This is a genomic window from Streptomyces sp. ID05-26A (genome assembly GCF_033794685.1).
In the GTDB taxonomy this organism is placed as follows: domain Bacteria; phylum Actinomycetota; class Actinomycetes; order Mycobacteriales; family Pseudonocardiaceae; genus Lentzea.
In genome coordinates this window covers 52961-73963 of sequence record NZ_JARAYZ010000006.1, presented here as the reverse complement: position 1 = coordinate 73963, position 21003 = coordinate 52961, and the positions used below count along the sequence as shown (strand labels likewise).

General features: G+C 66.1%; 12 protein-coding genes and 2 pseudogenes. 13 read left to right on the top strand and 1 reads right to left on the bottom strand.

Translation table 11 applies throughout. The annotated features are described in order from the left end of the window. The first annotated feature begins 1 nt into the window (after window position 1). From PV646_RS37795 to PV646_RS37755, 9 genes are all read left to right on the top strand, one after another. Entirely contained in the window at window positions 2-817 is an 816-nt protein-coding gene (locus PV646_RS37795) for a carbohydrate ABC transporter permease (RefSeq protein WP_500347133.1), read from the top strand. Between the two features lie 20 nt (window positions 818-837). Further along, window positions 838-2424, top strand: a complete 1587-nt coding sequence (locus PV646_RS37790; protein WP_500347131.1) for a glucoamylase family protein — start codon at window positions 838-840, stop codon at window positions 2422-2424. 19 nt (window positions 2425-2443) lie between these two features. Next, window positions 2444-4279 carry a glycoside hydrolase family 3 protein gene (locus tag PV646_RS37785; RefSeq protein ID WP_500347129.1) on the top strand — a complete coding sequence of 612 codons (1836 nt, stop codon included), beginning with the start codon at window positions 2444-2446 and terminating at the stop codon, window positions 4277-4279. Between the two features lie 183 nt (window positions 4280-4462). Then, window positions 4463-6844 (top strand): hypothetical protein, encoded by a 2382-nt coding sequence (locus PV646_RS37780; protein ID WP_500347127.1) that lies wholly within the window; start codon window positions 4463-4465, stop codon window positions 6842-6844. A 213-nt stretch (window positions 6845-7057) separates the two neighbouring features. Continuing rightward, window positions 7058-9028, top strand: a complete 1971-nt coding sequence (gene fxsT, locus PV646_RS37775) for an FxSxx-COOH system tetratricopeptide repeat protein (RefSeq protein ID WP_500347125.1) — start codon at window positions 7058-7060, stop codon at window positions 9026-9028. A gap of 200 nt (window positions 9029-9228) precedes the next feature. Next, window positions 9229-14127, top strand: a complete 4899-nt coding sequence (locus tag PV646_RS37770; protein WP_500347123.1) for a DUF5005 domain-containing protein — start codon at window positions 9229-9231, stop codon at window positions 14125-14127. Between the two features lie 409 nt (window positions 14128-14536). After that, window positions 14537-14986, top strand: coding sequence for a hypothetical protein (locus PV646_RS37765; RefSeq protein WP_500347122.1), 450 nt, complete (start codon window positions 14537-14539; stop codon window positions 14984-14986). A 426-nt stretch (window positions 14987-15412) separates the two neighbouring features. After that, window positions 15413-15808, top strand: coding sequence for a hypothetical protein (locus PV646_RS37760; protein ID WP_500347120.1), 396 nt, complete (start codon window positions 15413-15415; stop codon window positions 15806-15808). Between the two features lie 15 nt (window positions 15809-15823). Continuing rightward, a complete protein-coding gene (locus PV646_RS37755) occupies window positions 15824-16090 on the top strand; it encodes a hypothetical protein (RefSeq protein WP_500347118.1) in 267 nt (88 codons plus the stop codon). Window positions 16091-16831: 741 nt separating this feature from the next. On the opposite strand, the gene PV646_RS37750 is transcribed toward PV646_RS37755, so the two are convergent. Continuing rightward, window positions 16832-17290 carry a putative glycoside hydrolase gene (locus PV646_RS37750; RefSeq protein WP_500347116.1) on the bottom strand — a complete coding sequence of 153 codons (459 nt, stop codon included), beginning with the start codon at window positions 17288-17290 and terminating at the stop codon, window positions 16832-16834. Window positions 17291-18131: 841 nt separating this feature from the next. Here PV646_RS37750 and PV646_RS37745 point away from each other — a divergent pair. The 4 genes and pseudogenes from PV646_RS37745 to PV646_RS37730 form a co-directional block, all read left to right on the top strand. Further along, the gene (locus PV646_RS37745; RefSeq protein ID WP_500347114.1) at window positions 18132-18374 is read left to right on the top strand and encodes a hypothetical protein; all 243 of its coding nucleotides are present in this window, start codon (window positions 18132-18134) and stop codon (window positions 18372-18374) included. Between the two features lie 236 nt (window positions 18375-18610). After that, a pseudogene (locus tag PV646_RS37740) lies at window positions 18611-19327 on the top strand (DDE-type integrase/transposase/recombinase); the annotation flags it as partial. Between the two features lie 226 nt (window positions 19328-19553). Continuing rightward, window positions 19554-20627, top strand: coding sequence for an IS110 family RNA-guided transposase (locus PV646_RS37735; RefSeq protein WP_500347112.1), 1074 nt, complete (start codon window positions 19554-19556; stop codon window positions 20625-20627). Between the two features lie 16 nt (window positions 20628-20643). Continuing rightward, window positions 20644-20835: pseudogene (locus tag PV646_RS37730) on the top strand (integrase core domain-containing protein); the annotation flags it as partial. Window positions 20836-21003: the final 168 nt, after the last annotated feature.

The following is a 21003-nucleotide window of genomic DNA, read 5'->3' as shown; positions in this document are numbered from 1 at the left end:
CATGACCCGAAACCGTTGGTGGCTCTACGTTCCGCTCACGATCGCGCTCGTCGCGGTGATCGCGCCGTTCGCCTGGATGGTGCTGGGCAGCCTCAAGGGCGAGGGTGAGATCCTGGCGAACCCGCCGACGTGGCTGCCCGAGGCCGCGTCGCTGGACAACTACACACAACTGTTCTCCCGTCTGCGTTTCGGGACGTACTTCCTGAACTCGGCCATCGTCGCCGTGCTGGTGACGGCCGGGAACCTGCTGTTCTGCTCGATGGTCGGCTACGCGCTCGCCAAACTGGAGTTCCGGGGCAGGCGGACGCTGTTCCTGGTCGTCATGGCGACCCTGATGATCCCCGGCGTCGTGACGTTCGTGCCGCTGTACGTCCTGGTCGTCAACGCGGGCCTGGCGAACTCCCTGCCCGCGCTGATCCTGCCGTTCCTCGTGTCGCCGTTCGGGGTCTTCCTGATGCGGCAGTTCATCACGGGCCTGCCCGGTGAGCTGCTCGACGCCGGACGGGTCGACGGCGCGGGCGAGGTGCGCATCTTCGCCCGCATCGTCCTGCCGCTGTGCGGGCCCGCGCTCGCCACGCTGGGCATCCTCACGTTCCTGGGCAGCTGGAACAACTTCCTCTGGCCGCTGGTGGTGGCGCAGCAGGAGAGCGAGTACACGCTTCCCGTCGCCCTCGCCCTCTACTCGACCGGTCAGAACTCCATCCAGTACGGCCTGCTCCTCGCCGGGGCCACCATCGTCGTCATCCCGGTGCTGCTCGTCTTCCTGGTCTTCCAGCGGCGCTTCATCGAAGGCATCGCGACCACCGGCATCAAGTGAGAGGTCCGAAGGGGACTCACATGAACTCAGCCGCAGGGATCACCCGCCGAACACTGTTCCTGGGGACCGCCGCCGCACTCGCGCTCCCCGGCACCCCGTCCGCACTCGCGGCGCCCGGCCGGGGGTACGACCCGGCCCGGATCCGCGGCTGGGCCCGCGACACGTGGCGCAGCCTCGTCGCCATGACGCCGTCGGGCACCGGCCTGCCCGCGGACAACATCCCCGAGTCGCTCGCCCCGGCCGATCGTTCCGGATACACCTCGCCGACCAACATCGGCGGCTACCTGTGGTCGACGGTCGTCGCCCGCGAACTCGGGTTCATCTCGAAGGACGAGGCGTCGGCGCGGTTGATCCGCACGCTCACGACCCTGGACCGGATGGAACACCACACCGCGAGCGGCATGTACTTCAACTGGTACGACGAGGAAACCGGTGAGGCGTTGCGCGCCTGGCCCGGCACCGGCGCGGTCGTCCACCCGTTCTGCTCCAGTGTGGACAACGGCTGGCTCGGCGCGGCGCTGCTCGTCGTGGCGGGAGCGGACCGCGCGGCGGCTCCACTGGCAACGCGGCTCTTCGCGCGCATGCGGTGGGACTCCTTCTACAACCCCGGCGACGACCCCGCGCACCCGGTGCGGCCCGGCGGGCTGGTCCACGGCGGGTTCTTCCCGTTCGACCACGACCGCCCCGGCGGCGTCTACCGGGGCACGCACATCGGCGGCGACCCGGTCTGGCTCACGACGCACCACTACGACACCACGGTCTCCGAGACCCGCATCACCAGCTACCTCGGCATCATCACCGGCCAGATCCCGCCGAAGCAGTACTTCGCCATGTGGCGGACGTTCCCGGCGTCGTGCGACTGGTCGTGGCACGAGATGCAACCGGTGGGGGAGAACCGCACCTACTACGGCATCGAGGTCTTCGAAGGCGCCTACACCTACCGCGGCATGCGGATCGTGCCGGGCTGGGGAGGGTCGATGTTCGAGGAACTGATGCCGGACGTCTTCGTACCCGAGGCGAAGTGGGCGCCGCGATCGTGGGGCCGCAACCACCGGCTGCACGTCCGCGCCCAGCGCGAGCACGGGCTGCTCGAGGCGAAGTACGGCTACTGGGGCTTCAGCCCGGCGAGCAACCCCGCCGGCGGCTACCGCGAGTACGGCGTCGACGCGCTCGGCATGGGTCCCGGCAACGAGCCGGGCAACGGCGCCAACGGGTACTTCTCCGACCAGGAGATGACGAACTACGACGTCGGCTTCGGCACCTGCCGTCCCGCCACCGCGCCCACACCGTCGTTCGGCGACGGCGTGGTCACCCCGCACGCGGCGTTCCTGGCGATGATGCACGAACGCGATGAGGCCTACGCCAATCTCGTTGGCATCCAACAGGATCTGCGCGCCTACGGTTCGGGCGGCTTCTTCGACTCGGTCGCCGTGCGGTCGGGTGCGATCGCACGGCGCTACCTCTCGCTGGACCAGGCGATGGTCATGGGCGCGGTCGGCAACGTCCTGTGCCGGGACGTGATCCGGCGCGCGTTCGCGACCCCCGCCGTGGAGCGGGCGTTGCGGCCGGTCATCGGGGTAGAGGAGTTCGGCGCGAGCCGGGCTTGAGCACAACGGAGGTGTTGGCATGCGGCCCGTGCGGCTGATTTCCGAGGACGGTGTCGAATACCGCGACCTCAACGGCAACGGTGTCCTGGACCCCTACGAGGACCCGCGGCTGCCGGTGGCCGAGAGGGTGGAGGACCTGCTTTCCAGACTGACGCTGGAGGAGAAGGCGGGACTGCTGTTCCACACCGTCATCGAGGCGGGCGCCGACGGCACCGTGAAGGAGGCGCCCGGCGACATCAGCAAGTCTCCCACCAGCGTCGTGGTGAAGGAGAAGCACCTCTCGCACTTCAACGTGCACGCACTCCACGACGCCCGCATGGCCGCGCGCTGGCACAACAACCTCCAGCGCATCGCCGAGAGCACGCCGCACGGGATCCCGGTCACCATCTCGACCGACCCGCGGCACGCCTTCCTGGAGAACGCGGGGGTTTCCTTCACCGCCAAGGCCTTCTCCCAGTGGCCGGAAGCGCTCGGACTGGCCGCGCTGCGCGATCCGTCGCTCGTGCGCCGGTTCGCGGACATCGCCCGCCAGGAGTACGTCGCGGTCGGCATCCGCTACGCCCTGCACCCCGCGATCGACCTGGCCACCGAACCGCGTTGGGCCAGGCAGGCGGGCACGTTCGGCCAGGACGCCGCGCTGACGTCCGAACTGGCCGTGGCCTACGTGCAGGGGTTCCAGGGCCCGTCGCTCGGACCGGACTCGGTCGCCTGCACCAGCAAGCACTTCCCCGGCGGCGGCCCCCAGAAGGACGGCGAGGACGCACACTTCCCGTACGGCCGCGAGCAGGTCTACCCGGGCGGCCGCTTCGACGACCACCTGGCCCCGTTCCGCGCGGTGGTCGAGGCCGGCACGGCGGTGGTGATGCCGTACTACGGCATGCCGGTCGGCCTGGAGGTCGACGGTGAGCCGATCGAGCAGGTCGGTTTCGGCTACAACCGCCAGGTGGTCACCGGCATGCTGCGCGACCGCCTCGGCTTCGACGGGGTGGTGCTCACCGACTGGGAACTCGTCATGGACAACCACGTGGGCGACAAGGTGCTCCCCGCCCGAGCCTGGGGCGTAGAACACCTGGACCCGCACGGACGCATGGAACTCGCCCTGTCCGCGGGAGCCGACCAGTTCGGCGGCGAGGAATGCGTAGAAGTCCTGCTGGAACTCGTGGCGCAGGGCCGCGTCACGGAAGCACGGATCGACGAGTCCGCACGCCGAATCCTCGCGCTGAAGTTCCACCTGGGCCTGTTCGACAATCCGTTCGTGGACGAGGACCAGGCGGCGGAGACGGTGGGACGACAGGACTTCCGCGACGAGGGCCACGCCGCCCAGGCCCGTTCGATCACCGTGCTGCAGGCGGGTCCGGACGCGGCAGCACTGCCGTTGAGGCCAGGACTCAAGCTCTACGTGGAGAACGTCTCGCCCGAAGTGGCCGCACGCCTGGGAACCGTTGTCACCACACCAGAAGAGGCGGACGTGGCGCTGGTGCGGCTGATGGCGCCGTTCGACCCGCGCTCCGACCTGTTCCTGGAGTCGTGGTTCCACCAGGGCTCCCTGGACTTCCCGCCGGGCCTGCCCTCCCGGTTGGCCCGCATCGCCGCCGTCTGCCCGCTGATCGTCGACGTGACGCTGGACCGCCCGGCGGTGCTGACGCCGTTGCTCCCGCACGTGTCGACCCTGGTGGTCAGCTACGGCAGCACCGACGAGGCCCTGGCCGACGCGCTGACGGGCGTCTTCCCCGCGCAGGGCAGGCTCCCGTTCGACCTGCCCCGCTCGATGGAGCAGGTGCGCCGCCACCCCGAGGACGTCGCGGGCTACGACGACCCGCTCTTCCCGTTCGGGCACGGCGCACCGTCGAGCTAGTCCAGGCCGCGCTACGCCACTCTGATTGTGGGAGGACTGCGGAAAGTGCCGTCATTCCACGTGGTGTGAAGATGGCGATTTGCCCTGCTGGTCAGGCAAGGACGAACTTTCGCTCGACATGTAACGGCGTGCTCGGCCGATCGATAGACGGACGCGAATGCCATGCCGGACCTCGGAGCGGACATGCACAAGACCAGCAGGCTGTTCCTCGTTGCCGTTACCTGCGCGACCCTGGTGCTCGTGCCCGCAGCGCCGGCGACAGCGGCTGGTCCAGGACCGTCTCTGGCATCACTCGGGGACGGCGGTGCTCTGCCGAATTCAAGCAGCTACGGCAGTAGCGGTGTGACTCCGGACGGGCGCCACGTCGCCTTCAACTCCTCGGCGACGAACCTGGTGCCGGGCCTCGTTTCGCAGATCGGCCAGAACCAGGTCTACGTGCGCGACAGGACGACCAATGCCACGGTGGCTGTCAGCGTCAACAGCTCTGGCGCGTTCGCGAACGAGTCGTCGTATTACCCGATCATCAGTGCTTCTGGGCGCCACGCGACGTTCTGGTCGAACGCCGGCAACCTCGGTGATGGCAACACGAACTTCAGCTATCACTGTTACGTGCGCGACCTTCAGCTCAACACCACGGTCCGCGCCGCGGGGACCTTCGACAACACCTCGAACTGCTTCGGGATCAGCCCGGACGGAAATGTCGTCGGCTTCAGTGGCGAGCTCCGCACTGGATGGCCGGGCTACTTCTGCCCACAGTTTCCCTGCAACTGGACCGGCTACAACGCTTACGTGCGAAACCGCACGACCGGCGTCATCAGCCCCGTGGCGATCGACAGCACCGGAAACCACGGCGCGGTGAACTCGGGAGTCTGGTCGAGCTACCAGGCGTACCGGCCGAGCATGTCCGATGACGGCACGATCGTCGCCTTCTGGTCGAGTTCCCCGCTTGTTCCGGGCGTGGAGCCGGGATTCCACATTTACGTGCGGAACATGGTGACTGGCACCGTCCAACTCATCGCCTCACCTCATGGCGTGCAGGGCACGCAGAACAACCACGCGAGCGTGTCGGGCGACGGCCGGTACGTCGTGTACACGAGTCTTCGCCCGGACAGGCTGGCGTATCACGTGTTCCGGCGCGACCTGCAGACCGGTGCCGAGACGCTCGTGAACGTGGCGTCGCCAGACGTGCCGATGAGCGGTTCAGTCAACGAGCCACCCGCTGTCAGCACGGACGGCCGGTACGTCGGATTCGTGAACGCTCCCGTCATCGACACCAGTGGCATGGGCACGAACTCGCATGTCTTCGTGCGGGACATGCAGACGGGCGTGATCACCCAAGCAGATGTGACCCCAGCCGGGCAGCAGCCGAACGATGCCTCGTTCGGTCCACTCCAGTTGACACAAGACGGCCTCGTCGTGTTCGGCAGCTTCGCGACCGATCTGACCACGGCGCCGGTTCCGCGCCCACAGGCGTATCTCAGCGCTCCTGCTGTTCCGGCGAGCCCGGCCGGCCTCTCCGCGAGCTCTCCTGCCATCACCGCTCAACTGACTTGGGATTCAGTCGGGAGTGCGACGTCGTACAACATCTACCGGGACGGCCTTCTGGCCGGCACCAGCATTTCGGCGGCCTACAGCGACAACACCGCATCCGAGGGCACGCACACCTACTACGTGACTGCCGTGGCGATTGGCGGAGAAAGCGCCGCTAGCAACAGCGTCACGGTGACGACAGACCGGACCGCTCCCGTTGTCGGTACTTTCACGTGGTCCACCAATCCCAAGCCTCTCGCCGCGACAGCGAGCCTCAGCGTCGGGGCGACTGACGACTTGTCCGGAGTCGCTGTCGCCGAGTACTACCTCGGCGACCTCGACCCAGGTCCGGGCAACGGAGTGGCCATGAGTCCCGATGGCGCCGGCTTCGCCGCGTCGTTCGGCAACGCTCTGGCCAGTGGCGTGCACAAGGTCAATGTGCGAGCGCGAGACGGCGCCGGAAACTGGAGCCCGGTGACGTTCGACTTCCTCACGGTCTACGACCCTTCAGGCCCGACCGACGTAGCCGGGAAGAAGACGCTGACACCCGTGCACACCGACGTCGACAACAACCCGGTTGACCTCCTGCCCGGCCTGACCGGCAATGCGCAGTCCGACGACGTCAACTTCGGGTTCGATGTCATGTACCGGCCAGACGGAACGGTTGACCAGGCCAGCACGTTCTCGTTCACCTACTTCGTGGGATATGCCGGCAACAAGAACAAGAACTGCAAACTCCCCAACCCGAGCGACTGCCACTCCACCCAGTTCACGGCCACCAGCGTCGACTGGTTGTCGGTCAGCGGTGCCAACAGTTCGGTCGGCAGCTTCCAAGGCGTGGGCACGCTGGTTGTCGACGGCACCACGACGAACAATCCGTTCCGCGTCACCGCGATCGACGGCGGACGCCTGAGTCCCGTGCAGGGAGACAGCGTCTCCCTGCACGTCTACGCTCCCGGCGCGAATCCCGCCACGGCAACAGCGCTCTATCGCGTCACAGGTCGGCCTGCGGGCTCAGGGGTGATCATCCAGTAGGAATCGCGTGAGTTCCAGCGCTATCCGGAACAGGAGCCACATCATTGCCCGGATGTCACGACCCCGTTGCTCATCGGCTGGCTTGTGCACGTTCCTGCACCATCCATTCCAGTATGGGGAACAATCTCGGTAGCGAGTTCACCAGCGCTGGCGCATTTGCGTAATGAGCAAAAATGTTCTTGTCAGGCAGACCGCAGTTTGCGGGGGTGGCAAATGGAGACGGGTGAGGGTGTGGGAAGTGGCGATGAGGATGATCCACCGAAGACTGGCAGGTCCCTGGCCAACCTCGAAGGCAAGCGGGACCTTGCGCACGAGAGCCGGGAGTTCGCCGAGTACCTCAGGATGCTGCGAAAGCGAACGGGGCTGACCTCCCAGAAGCTGGAAGCCGAGTTGGGCATGGGGGCGGGGAGCATGTCCCGCTACCTCAGCGGTGAGCGACTGCCCAAACTCGCGTGGTTGCGCCGTTTTCAAGACTGGGTGAAAGCAAGTACCGATGCCGGCCTCACTCACGAGGAACGCGATCAAGGTCGGGATCTGCTCTACGCCGCGGCCGCGAACAAGAACATCCTGATCGTCCACGAGGTCGAGTTGGAGGATCGCGACGGCAGGCTGGCCGACCGCATCGCTGTGGTCGAGCAGGACATCGACATGATCCAGGATCAACTGGCCGCCGAGCGTGCGACTCGGGAGAAGGACCAGACGAAGATCGCCGAACTCGAGGAACAGCTGACACAGCTGGATACCTTGGCGAAGGTGTTGCAGGCGGAACGGGTCGCCGTCGCCACCATCGCAGACGCGGTCGCGACGCCTGAACAGGTGATGAACGTAGCGGCGTGGAAGGACAGCCCTCCGCCGGCGGTGTGGGGACCGGTACCGTCTCGCAATCCCGACTTCGCCGGACGAGCCGAGCTGCTTCGGCATCTAGGCCATCAACTGGTTCCGCTGGACGGGTCTCCTGCTCGACCACAGGTGCTCCACGGCACGGCAGGGACAGGCAAGTCGCAACTCGTTGTCGAATACGTCCACCGGCACGCTGGTGACTACGACATGGTCTGGTGGATCTCCGCTGAGCACCAAGCGACTGTGCACCACGCATTCGTGGAGCTGGCGAAGCGGATGAACATCCAGGCTTCGAGCGCGGAGATCGCCGTGCCGGCCGTGCTCGAAGCGTTGCGAGTCAGCGAAAGTCATCGCAGGTGGCTTCTCGTGTTCGACAACGCTGAACGACCTGACTCGATCCGCGGCTTCCTGCCGGGAGGCCGCGGACACGTCCTCATCACGTCACGAAACCCCTTTTGGGAAGGCGTGGCACGGCCCGTCAGGGTAGGTCTGTTCACCCGTGCGGAAAGCAGGGAGCTCCTGCGCCGTCGTGGTGTGGACATCGACGCCGACGAGCTCGCGGAAGCGCTCGGTGATCTTCCCGCGGCAGTGGACCAGGTGGGCTCGTGGCTCAGCCGGACAGGCACCTCGGTGTCCGAATGCCTCCGGCTGCTGGCGGGAGACGGCACCGCGCTGCTGCAAGTTCAACAATCTGGCGGCGATCACGCACTGCCTGTCGGAGCAATCTGGAACGTTCCCCTGGCGCGGATCAAAGCCGAAGACCGACAGGCACTGTCACTCCTCCGTCTGTGCGCGTTCTTCGCGCCGGCACGCATACCTCACGCCCTCGTGGCCAAGGCCGAACGGACCTCCGAGTCTGAGTCAGATGACCGGGAGCCGTACGAGACGATCCGCTTGCGAAACGCCCTCCAGCACCTTGCTCAGTGCAGCCTTGTCGAGGTCGACCGCCGCGACGACAGCCTCGCCCTGCACCCGCTGCTCCAGGTCGTCGTCCGCGGTCAGATGGATTTGGAACTGCAGGAAAAGTCACGGCACGCCGTACACGCCGCGCTCGCCGCACACGATCCGGGAGACCCGGATGACGCGGCCAACTGGCCGCTGTACGCGACCCTGTTCCCCCATGTCGTCCACTCAAAGGCCGTCGACTGCAGGTCTGCTGAGACGGCACGACTGATCGAGAACTTGCTGCGCTGGCTACTCGTGGCAGGCAACGCGGACACGGCCCGAACCCTGGCTCGGCAATCGCTGACCGCGCACGAAGCTCGACAGGCCCAGGACGCGGACGCGATCTCTGGCACACGGCCTTCCACCGATACCGCTCCACGGGAGTTGGAAGCGCCTTAGTGCGGCCGTTCACCTCCTCGTACGACCAGTCACGTCTTCACAGTTCCGCAGGTGACAGTTTCGGTGTTGGTGGAGTCTGGCGAGACCCGTTGAACCGGTGCATAGCCCGTTCAGTGCTGTTGCACCGGATCGTCTCGTATGTACAGTCCCTCTACTTCGTCACTGCAACTGCCTGGGGGTACGCGGTGAGACGCCGGTTCATGCTGTCCTTGTTGATGTTGTTCAGCCTCATCGCGGTACCACCGCAGGTGCAGGCGACGCCGTCAGCCGACCTGAACAACCAGTTCAACGCCTACGGCAACCAAGGCGGCCACTGGACCGGTGGTGACAGCACGGTCTCCGTGCCGCTGCCGGACGGCCGGGTCGCCTGGCTCTTCTCCGACACGTTCCTCGGCAGCGTCAACGCTGACCACAGCAGGCCGAGGACCGCGCCGTTCATCCGCAACTCCATCGTGGTGCAGCAGGGCAACCAGCTGGTCCAGACCGTGCACGGCGGTACCGCGCAGAACCCGACGACACTCGTCACGGGCAGCAATCCGGCGCACTTCTACTGGATCGGTGCCGCGACCGTCCAGGGTGGAGCGTTGAAAGCGCTCTACGGCCGGTACGAGAACGCGGGTGAAGGGCCGCTCGGGTTCCGCCGGATCGGTACGTCGCTGGTCACGTTCACCCTGCCGGCGTTGACCGTCGCGAGCGTGGTGGACCTCGATCGGGCGAACAAGGTCGGGTGGGGTACCGCGATCTTCACCGAGGGCGGGTTCGACTACGTCTACGGCACGGAGGACGTGGACGGGTACAAGTTCGCCCACGTCGCGAGGGCCGCGAGCGGCAATCTCGCGGCGGCGTGGCAGTACTGGAACGGCACGGGCTGGGTGAGTGACGAAGCGCAGTCCAAGCGGCTGTTCTCGGGCGGTGGCACGGCTTTCTCGGTGGTGCGCAAGGACGGTCAGATCGTTCTCGTCACGCACGACGGCAACGTGGGCTTCAGCCCGTGGTTCGTCGCGTACACCGCAAGCAGTCCCACGGGGCCGTTCGTCGGGCCCAGCTACCTGCACAAGGCGCCGGAACCCGACGGCATCATGAAGTTCGCGTACGACGCGCAGCTGCACCAGGAGCAGGCTGATCCGGGCAAGTTGCTGATGTCGTACAACCTGAACAGCCTCGACGAAGGCGACAACTACCGCGATGTGCGGATCTACCGGCCGCGGTTCGTCGACATCACGTGGCCGCGCACGGCGCCCACCGGACCGGCGGCGCCGACCGGTGTCGCGGTCTCGTTCAACACCGACGGAACCGGGCGGGTCAGCTGGAACGCGCCGAGCGGGCTGAACTTCTGGCTCTACCGAAGGGACGTCACCGCGGGGCAGACGCACTTCAGTCGCGGCCACAACACCGTCGACACCAACTTCGAGGAGCTGGGCGGGCTCAAGAACGGGCACACCTACGAGTTCCGCGTCAGCGCGGTCAACTCCAGCGGTGAGGGCGTGTTCTCCACGACCGTCAGCGCCACCGCACAGGTCACCCCGCCGCCCGCGCCCGCCAACCTCCGCGCCACGCCCGGCACCGACGCCGACGTGAAGCTGCAGTGGAACGCCGTTCCCGGCACGACGAACGTGCAGTACCGGCTGTTCAAGCGCGACGTCACGGCCCAGCACACCGACTTCACCGAGGTGTGGTTCTCGAACCCGTCGAGCACCGAGCACACCATCACCAACCTGGTGCCGGGGCACACCTTCGAGTTTCGGGTCAGCGCGCGCAACGGTGGTGGCGACAGCCCGCCGTCCAATCCCGTGCAGGCCGCGGTGGTGGCCGCGCCGCCACCCGCTCCGACCGGGCTGACCGCGGTCGCGCAGGGCGACGGCAGCGTGAAGCTGCAGTGGAGTTCGACCGGCGAAGGCCACTGGTACTGGGTCTACCAGCGCAACGTCTCGAAGGAGGAGGAGTTCCACCAGCTCGAACATCCCGTGGTGAACGGTACGAGCGCCACGCCGGGTTGGTTGACGAAGGGCGACGTCTACGAGTTCGTTGTCTCGTCGATCAACCGTCACAACGTGGAGTCCGCGAAGTCGGCTCCAGCGCGGGCAACCGCGCGGTTCGACGTGCCTGCGACGCCTTCCGGCCTCACCGCTGTCTCGCAGGGCGACGGCAGCGTGAAGCTGCAGTGGAACTCGACCGGCGACGGGCACTGGTACTGGATCTACCAGCGTGATGTCTCGGCGGAAGAGGAGGAGTTCACGCAGCTCAAGTACCCGGTCACGACCGGCACGACGTTCTCGCCGGGTGGGCTGATCAAGGACCACGTCTACGAGTTCAAGGTGTCCGCGATCAACACCGGCGGCGAGGGTCCCATGAGCGCTGTGGTGCAGGCGACCGCGCGCTACAACCCGCCTCCCGCGCCGTCTGGCCTCACCGCGGTGGCCGGCGACGGCACGGTCGCGCTGAGCTGGAACGCCGTTCCCAACGCCTGGTACTGGATCTACCAGCGCAACGTGGACGACCAGAACTTCACCCGGCTCGAGTACCCCGTCACCACCGGGACCTCGTTCACCGCGGGGCTGCTCGCGAACGGCAGCACCTACGAGTTCAAGGTCACCGCGACCACGGCCGGCGGCGAGGGCGCGACCAGCAACGTCGTGTCCGCGAAGCCGATGCCTCCGTTGCCGCCCAAGGTGACCGGACTGACGGCCACGCCGACGTCCAACGGCGAGGTCAAACTGACCTGGAACGCGCTGCCCAACGTCTTCTACTGGGTCGCGTACGGCGAGGCGGGCAAGCCGTTGAACAGGCTGGGGGCGCCCGCGTCGGAAGCACAGTTCACAGTCACGGATCTGAAGCACGGGCAGCCGTACGAGTTCAAGATCACCGCCACGAACCTCGCCGGCGACGGACCTGACTCGGACGTGCGCGGCGCCACCGCGTCGATCGCGTTCCCGAACGCGCCGGCCGGACTGCGTGGTCAGGCTGCCGGTGACGGAAGTGTTGACCTGCAATGGGATTCGGCCGGACCGAAGCTGTTCTACTGGGTGTACCGGCGTGACCTCGACGACGAGACGGAAACGGGGTTCACCCGCGCCGAGTTGCCGACCGAGAACACCTTCACGTCGTGGGACGGTCTGAAGCACGGGCACCGCTACGAGTTCTACGTGCGTGCCGAGAACTCCCGTGGACTCGGTCCGCAGTCGAACACCGTGCAGGTCACGTCGCTCGGCGGCCTGCCACAGCCGCCCACGGGCCTCGTCGCCACGCCCGGCAACAGCCAGGTCGTGCTGAACTGGACCGCGAGCCCCACGTCCGGCGTCTACTACTGGGTCTACTACCGCAACGTTTTCGGTCCCGAGGGCTGGCGGAAGCTCGAACTGCCGTTCAGCGCGACCACGGCGACCATCGGTTCGCTGACCAACGGCCAGATCTACGAGTTCAAGGTCGCTGCCACGAACTGGGCCGGCGACAGCCGGGCCAGCGCGGTGGTGAGCGCCCGGCCGTTGCCGCCGGTCCCCGCGCCTGCCTCGCTGACCGCCATCGCGGGCAACAACGAGGTCGGCCTCGGCTGGAACGCCGTCGAGCACGCGACCTACTTCTGGGTCGAGTACCGCAATGCCACCTCCATTTCGGGGTGGAAGCGTCTGGAGGACCCGGCTTCCTCGTGGGCGATGACGGTGAAGCCACTGGCCAACGGGACCGAGTACGAGTTCCGGGTGATCTCCGGCAACGTGGCGGGGGAGAGCGCCGCGTCGAACGTCGTGCGTGCCCGTCCCGTGCCGCCCGCGCCCGCCCCACCGACGAACCTGCGCGCCACGGCGGGCAACAAGCAGGTGTCGTTGAGCTGGAACGCGAGCCCGAGCGGTTCGGTCTACTACTGGGTCTACTACCGGCCGCAGGGTCACCGCGACTGGTACCACTTCCAGTACCCCGGGACCGGAACCTCTTTCACCGCAACAGGTCTGTTGAACGGGTTCTCCTACGAGTTCCGCGTCACCGCGGCCAACCTCGGCGGGCAGAGTCCACCGTCCAACGTGGTCAGTGCGAAACCGTTCCAGCCGTTGCCTTCCGCACCGGGGAACCTGGCCGTGACGGTAGGTGACCGCAACGCGTTCTTGTCGTGGAACGCCGCCAGCGGCGCTGACTACTACTGGGTGTACTTCAAGCCCGAAGGCCACAACGACTGGTACTACTACCCGAACCCAATCCACTCGACCGCTTATGCGGCAACGAATCTGATCAACGGCTACAACTACTCGTTCATGGTGCGAGCCGCGAACGAGGGCGGCCAGGGCGCGCAGTCGAACGTGGTGACGGTGAAGCCGATGCCGCCCGCGCCGGTCGCGCCCACCAAGGTCGACGCATGGGCCGAACGCACGACCGCGAGGGTGTTCGTGTCCTGGCCGTCGAGTCCGACGCCGGGAGCGGTCTACAACGTCGAGTTCCGCAACGCCTCCGACGACGGCTGGTGGCTGCCACTGGCGACCACCTCCGGGAACTCGGCCGAGATCTGGCAGCGCCCTGCGGGTGTGGTGTGGCAGATCCGCGTGAAGGTGCGCAACCTGTCCGGTGAGGCCACCTCGCCGCTGGGCGAGTCAGCGTCGAACATCTGGCTGCAGGACGTCAGTTCGTGGGGCTCCAACGTGACCAACGGAGGCAACGCCTACGGCGTCCAGACGGCGTTTGTGAACAACACGCCGTGCTACGTCGGTCGCTGGCAGCGGATCTGCTTCGGCTGGGGGTACAACGGTCACCCGGTGACTTACGGGGACTACTTCTTCTTCCCAAAGGGTCTCGACCTCTTCAACCGCCTGACGCAGTGCGAAGCGATCGAGCGCCTGAGGATGCGGCGTCAGCACGGGACGGCAGTGTCGGAGGAGAACGCGGCCAACCTGCCCAGACACGAACAGGTGCACAGCTGGCAGACCGGCAACTACACCGGCCCTGGTGGCTTCGCCGCCTTCGCGATCGACTACGGGCTGGCGACCGCCCACTCGAGGAAGTACGCGAACAACGACTGGGAGATGAACAGTTTCGAGGTCCAGGCGAACCTCGTCTGGGGTCACTACAAGCCACCGCCGTACTCGGGCTACGGCGGGTGCAAGTGGTGGACGTGGTAACCCGGCCGGACTCCGGTTCGCGGAGAAGCGAAACACAGGCAGGTTGAACCGCCAGGTCGGCTGACATCGGGTCGATTCGTACGCGGCAGGACTGATGTAGCCGAGGCTGGAATGCCGGCGCCGGGTGTTGTGCCAGCATCGGCCCTTGTGGCCGAACGAGAGCCGCACCCCGGTGTCGGCTGCCGCGCGGGTGTACTGGCCGGAGGTGTGTTGACAGCCCCTGTCGGAGCGGAAGATCACGCCGGGTGCGGGGCAGCGCGCTGGGTGATGGCGTTGCGCAGGGCCTGTTCAACCAGAACGGTGCGCAGGTGGTCGGCGGTGGCCCAGCCGATCACCTTCCGGGACCGAGGTTCGCCTCACCACTGAACCGACGACAGCGGCCAACTACGAGACTTTGGCACGGATCTACGTGATGCCGATCGTGGGGAAGCGCCTGATGCAGGACTTCGTGCCGTCAATGGTCGCTGCCCTCTACGACTACCTGCTCACGGAGGGGCGTCAGAAGCGCAACACCAACGGCGAGATGTACGAGCTGTGGAAGAAGGCTCGGGCTGCGGATCGGGAGATTCGACCAAGGGAGATCGCCGACAAGGTAAGTGTGCCCTACACCACTGCGCGCAGTGCAGTCCGGCGTTACGAGGTCGGTCGCATCCCGAAGCCTCAGGTGCCTGGGCTCGCGCCGAAGACCGTCAAGAGTGTGCACATCATGCTCAGCTCTGCGATGAGCGTGGCGGTGTTGTGGAAGTACATCAGTCTCAATCCGATTCGGAGCGTGAAGGCTCCGTCGGTTCCGAGGCGGAACCACAGCACCTGGATCCTAGAGCAGATGATGCTTTTCCTCGAGCACGCACCGGTTTAGCACCACTTTCTGCACCGAGGCCCCGAAGCGAGGGGGCCGCACGTGCCCGAGAAACCCGAAAGCCCCCGACCTTCGCAGGTCAGAGGCTTTCGGGTTGTGTGGGCGATACTGGGATCGAACCAGTGACCTCTTCGGTGTGAACTATAGTGCCGAGAATGTGCTGACCTGCGGAAACGAGACTCCTGCAGGTCAGCGCGGTTCCGTTCAGGTCCATTGAGGACCGTTCCGTCATGTTCAACGCACGGAGTTGCTCCCAATCTGCTCCCACTCCGTGCTCCCAAGGCTCATCGCTCGACTGCGAGCTCCTTGTCCAGGCGTTGTGGTGTTGTTGCCACCGCGTGCACGAGCAGGTGGAACAAGGATGTGATCCAGTTGCACCCCGAGTAAGGGTGGCGTTGGGTCCGTGTGGTCAGGTCGAGGTTGACCATGACCAGATCGCACGGGACAGCGCAGCACGCCGCGATGCGGCGGGCAGTGCTGGAAAACAGCGAGTTGGGCAGGCATCTCACGACCGCGCGGAGTTGTTGCGAGATGCGAGCGGAGAATGATCAGGTGGGTCTGGCCAAGAGCGTGCTGGTGGTCGTCGACGTGCACAACGGCTTTGTGTCCAGCAAGTCGGCGCCTGTCGTTCCGCACGTCGCCGGCGTCGTGAGTAGTTGGGGGCGGGCCGGTGGTGCGACGCTGTTCACCCGGTTCGTCAACCATCCCGGTTCGCTATGTGAGCGCCTGATCAACTCGTCGCGAATGCAGACGTACCCGACGTCGACGTCTGAGTGGACGAGTGCTGGCCTTGAGAAACGATCATACGCTGCTCTTGTGTGAGCCGGGCATAATCGCGTGCGCCAGATCGTGCGGGGTGTTCTGTCGCACCGACACGAATGCTTCTTATCGGAGGTGCTGATCTTCGGCGAAGAAATCCGCAGAGCGCAATTTCTGCAGCTGTTGGTTGAGTACTTCGATGTGGAACGTCATCGCGGCCGCGTCTCCGCGTGTTCTTGCGGAATCGGCCTCGTCCGCGCTCGCCATCGCAGTGAGCAGGTCTACGACCTGTTCCACTCCTTCTTGGTCGTTCGCGATGGCAAAAGCGCGTCTCAGCGTCAATAGCAGTTCGCCAACTGGATGAGACACGGTTCCTCCTGTAGAACGACGCAGTCCACGTTGGAGGGTGTCGCGTCGTGAGTCCACGTCGTCCGGCTGAATAGGGCCCGATGGCCACGGAACTCTACCCGGAAGTACTGATCCGGATGGATTTCCTGGTATCAGGGCTGACGGGAGCGCTCGCGTTCCATCCAGAACCGCCACGCTCCGTGTTTCTGGCGGGCAGCCGCAGGGGCGACGAACGGGTCGCCGGCGGCTTCGACGTGTGTGGAGACCTTCGAGAGGTCCCCTGGCTGCAAGATGAACGATGCGAGTGCTCCGCTCAGTCGAACCTCGAGCAATTCTCCCCCGCGCCTCGACGTCCCAGCCGAACGCATGTCGGTAGTGGTGCGCGATTCCGGGTAAGTTGCCCGCGATTTCGCTCTTCTCTGAAGAAGCTTCCATGTCTCGGAGGTCAAGTATTCATCGCTCCGCAGTGTGGATGTGGTGCGTCGGCAGGGGCCTGAAAGCGTGATGGTGTGCACCTGTGATCATGGTCAGGCGTCGGGGTTGATCGGAGTGGAGTAAATTGTTATCGCGCATTGGGGTTCTGTTAGGAGATCGGTGACGAGGCGTGGAGATGTTGCGGTACCGCTTTGAGACCTTGAACGACCGGGATCGGGGGCGTGTGGATCCGAGTCCAGTCCGCGCGTCAGCCCAGAGAGGTGCAGTCGGTCACTGGTTGGCCTGTTTCGTACCGTCCGCTTCCTAGTGGATCTGTGCGAACGTCGCCTCGAACGCGCTGGTGGTGTGCACCGGGAACAGCACGTCCACATTGGACGAATCAAGGCCTTGGGAAGCGAAACATGAGAGAGGAATTCGCGCGGTCGTCTGCTTGCTCTGGGGAAGCTGCCTGAACAGTTCGGTGGCGTTCAGCGGTGCTCGGCACGGGGGGTGGCAGCGAGCAGCGAGCGTCACCAGGGCGGTGGGGCGCTTGGCCACGACCACTTCGAACGTGAGTGTGCCGGTCTCCAGGAACGGCCGCGCGTCCAGGCGCCCTGCGAGGTCTTGCAGGTAGAACTGGTCCGCGCTCATTCCGGTCCACGTCACTCGCCTCCCATCGCCCTTACCATGCACGTAGGCAGCGCGGACTGTGATCGCCTGGTGCGCGGCGTTCCCGTCCGCGGTGACCTGACTGCCGGCCCAGTTCTCGTCGGAGCCGATCATGCCGTGGAACGACGTGACGTCCTGGCCGTCGCGGATGAAGGCACACGGGGTGCCGTCCGGTGCGCCGCGGTCGCTCGGGCCGGTCCAGCCGTCGGCGTCGATGCGGGCTGGTGGTCACCGGAAGAGGCGCCTGAAAGTACGGCTGTGAGGACACCAGCGACCAGCAGCACCGCGGCCGCCGCCGCCACGACGACCACCAGGCTTCGGGCGTTGAGGCGTACCAGCGGCTCACGTTCCGCGGGCTCCGCCGTAGCGGGTGCGGGGCGGTCGGTCTGTCGGCGAGCCAGCGAAGTGGAATGGGAGGCCGGGGAACCGGCGGGGCGGGCGCAGCGCTACCCGCATGGGCTTGCCGAACACGGCTGACACAGTCTGCGCGACCAGCGAGATCTGCGACGATCGACCAACCAACAGCACGCTCGCGAGATCGCCGGGCGCATACCGGCCGAATTGATCGTGCGCGCGAGAGCCTCGGTGACAAGCGTGAGGTTCGGCTTGATGGTCTCGTTGAGTTCGCCTCGGCTGACCTTCACCTCATGCTTGCCGCCGGGCAGGCCAGGCGCAGCACATGTGACGGCGCCGATTTTCCGAGGGATGGCAAGGCTTCTCCGAAAGTCGACTGAAGCGATCCATGATCGCCGAGATTGGATATCGGGTCCTTGGATTGCCGGGGTCGAGACATTGGTGCGCTGTTGTGTGCACTTAAGGGCAGTGGGAGCGGGGGTATTGAGGTGATTCGGGCGCTGTGCATTGACGAGCTGGGCAGTTTTCGCGGCTGCTGGCTTGGTGACGCGCCTGTGCAGGGCAAGGTCGGAGGTGCACCGAGCGTGAAGGGAGTGCCTCTGTGGCCGAGGGTGTGGATGGTGACAAGGCCGTCGAAGTCGCGGATGGTCTGTTGACGGCGCTGGTGAAGCAGGTGGCGCAGGACGCAGCCGGTGAGGCCGGGGTGCTGGTGGCACGGGCGAAAGCGCGTTTGGCGGATGTGCACGCGCGGTCAGAGAGCTCGGCGCGCGACGTCACGCCCACCGCGAACACCGCTGATCTGAGTGACCTGCCCGATGGCGACGAGGGGGCAACGCGATCTTGAACGACGGTTGTGTGGCTCGCATGGAGGTCTTCGCGAGCCACACAACCTGACTTCTCGTCCGTAGGTCAGCGATCAGCCGCGGCCTGGCGCGAGCTGGTCCACAGCCGCCAGGCTCAAGGGTCCTTCTGGCCCGGTGCTGTGACCGAACTCGTTGAAGGACAAGCGGATCCGCGCACCTCCCAACCGGCCGCGATCAACCTGCGCTCCGGCACCGGTCGACTCTGCGGCCCGCCGAAGCGGCGAAACTGTTCATGGTCGCGGACAAGACAGCCCGCAAATGGGCCCAGCGCTACCGTGACGAGGGCCCGACCGGGATGAACGACCGCAGCTCGCGCCCTCACCGCAGCCCGAACAGGACAACCGAGCCCATGGTCCGGCGGATCGCGGGTCTGCGATGGCGCCACCGGCTCGGCCCGGTCCAGATCGCCGGCCGGCTGGGGATGCCGGCCTCAACCGTGCACGCGGTACTGGTGCGCTGCCGGATCAACCACCTGTCCCGCATCGACCGGGTCACCGGCGAACCATTGCGCCGCTACGAACATCCGCATCCCGGCTCATTGATCCATGTCGATGTCACCAAGTTCGGCAACATCCCCGACGGCGGCGGACACCGGTTCGTCGGACGGCAACAAGGCGACCGCGACAAACGCGCCACCCCTGGTCCCAAAGGCAGCAACTACCTGCCACGCAACGGCAAAGCGTTCCTGCACACCGTCATCGACGACCACTCCCGCGTCGCCTACGCCGAGATCCACGCCGACGAACGAGGCGACACCGCCACCTCCGTCCTGCGACGAGCAGTCACCTGGTTCCGCGAGCACGGAGTCGTCGTCGAACGAGTCGTCTCCGACAACGGCCCGCCTACCGCTCCCACGCCTGGCGCGACGCCTGCACCGAACTCGGCATCACACCACAACGCACACGCCCCTACCGGCCGCAGACCAACTGCGAGAGTGGTGTGGCGCTCAGACCGGGATCGGCCTGACCCCCATACCAACCGGCCGTTCATGCCTTGTTCCCGAAGAGTCGACCGGTTCCGGTCTGAGCGTGCCTGGAGAACTGCCGGACCCGGTTTCGTGACTTGATAGGGGCCTGGCCAGAGGCCCCTTCGCAGTTCTGTCCGCTCCCGGACCCAGCAGCTCTCGCCACCGCTGCACCAGGTTCGGGAAGGAACAAGCAGTGACGACAACAACTCTTGCAGCACAGCCCGCAGGTGTCATCGTCGGCGTCGACACCCACTCCGACATCCACGTCGCGGTGGCGATCGACGAGCTCGGCCGACGCCTGGGCGATCTGTCGGTCCCGTCCACGCTCACCGGTTCACGCCATCTCGAAGCATGGGCGCAGCGCTGGGGCTCGGTCATCGCGTTCGGAGTCGAGGGAACCGGCAGCTGGGGTGCGAACCTCACCCGCTATCTGCGCGGCCGCAGTCACGCGGTGGTTGAGGTCAACCGGCCCGATCGAGCTGTTCGCCGCCGCAATGGCAAATCCGATCCCATCGATGCCGAGGCCGCCGCACGCGCGGTGCTCGCCGGAACCGCCTTCGCCACACCGAAAGCTGGTGACGGTCCGGTCGAGATGATCCGCGCCCTGCATCTGACCCGGCGCTCCGCGCAGAAGTCACGCCGCCAGGCAGCCAACCAGCTGCACGCGCTGATCGTCACCGCACCGGACGAACTGCGCGACCAGCTCCGCGGTCTGACAATCCCGCAGCTCATCAAGCGGGCACTGAGCTGGAGGCCAGGGACTACACCCGCCACCACGACGTCGGTGACCAAGCTCGCTCTTCGCAGCCTGGCACGCCGCTATCACCAGCTATCCGAGGAAATCAACGACCTCGACGAACACCTGGTCCGTCTGATCAACATCGCCGCCCCGCAACTGCTGGCGGTGAAAGGTCTGGGTGCGCACACCAGTGCCGCATTGCTGATCGCCGCCGGCGACAACCCGTACAGGTTGCGCAGCGAGTCCGCCTTCGCCCACCTCTGCGGGGTCGCACCGATTCCCGCCAGTTCCGGCAAGACAGTCCGCTACCGGCTCAACCACGGCGGCGACAGACAAGCCAACTACGCCCTCTACATCCTTGCGATCACCCGCATGGCCTGGGACCCCGCCACACGCGCTTACGTCGAGCGGCGAACCACAGAAGGCAAGACGAAGAAAGAGATCATCCGCTGCCTCAAACGCCACATCGCGCGAGAGATCTACAAACTCCTCACCCGGCCACCAACCTCACCGCCAACTCCCGCTTGACACCCATAGGAGCTTCGGCAAAAGCGAACGCTTCCACCGCACCCCGGCCGACGGCTGGGCCTACACCCGCCACTACACCTCAGAAACCCAACGACGCGCAGCCCTGCCCGGCTGGATCCACTTCTACAATCACCACCGCGCCCGCTCCGCCATCGGAGGCCAGCCACCCATCACCCGGCTGAGCAACCTCCCCGGACATCACACCTAGCGCGACGTGGACGTGGAGACCGATCGGATGATCCGGTCGACACCGTGTTCCAACGCGACCACCGACGCGCGCACGCGAGTGTGACTCGTCCGCGGTCATCCTTTGTTCGACGGTGATCAGGTGCTGGGCCTTTGCGGAAGCGGCCATGATGGCATCGGCCAGCGCGAT

Excerpts from the sequence above, each read along its gene's own strand:
- PV646_RS37795 (WP_500347133.1), top strand. The coding sequence starts at position 2 with ATGACCCGAAACCGTTGGTGGCTCTACGTTCCGCTCACGATCGCGCTC.
- PV646_RS37790 (WP_500347131.1), top strand. The coding sequence starts at position 838 with ATGAACTCAGCCGCAGGGATCACCCGCCGAACACTGTTCCTGGGGACC.
- PV646_RS37785 (WP_500347129.1), top strand. The coding sequence starts at position 2,444 with ATGCGGCCCGTGCGGCTGATTTCCGAGGACGGTGTCGAATACCGCGAC.
- PV646_RS37780 (WP_500347127.1), top strand. The coding sequence starts at position 4,463 with ATGCACAAGACCAGCAGGCTGTTCCTCGTTGCCGTTACCTGCGCGACC.
- fxsT (WP_500347125.1), top strand. The coding sequence starts at position 7,058 with ATGGAGACGGGTGAGGGTGTGGGAAGTGGCGATGAGGATGATCCACCG.
- PV646_RS37770 (WP_500347123.1), top strand. The coding sequence starts at position 9,229 with ATGCTGTCCTTGTTGATGTTGTTCAGCCTCATCGCGGTACCACCGCAG.
- PV646_RS37760 (WP_500347120.1), top strand. The coding sequence starts at position 15,413 with ATGACCAGATCGCACGGGACAGCGCAGCACGCCGCGATGCGGCGGGCA.
- PV646_RS37750 (WP_500347116.1), bottom strand. The coding sequence starts at position 17,290 with ATGATCGGCTCCGACGAGAACTGGGCCGGCAGTCAGGTCACCGCGGAC.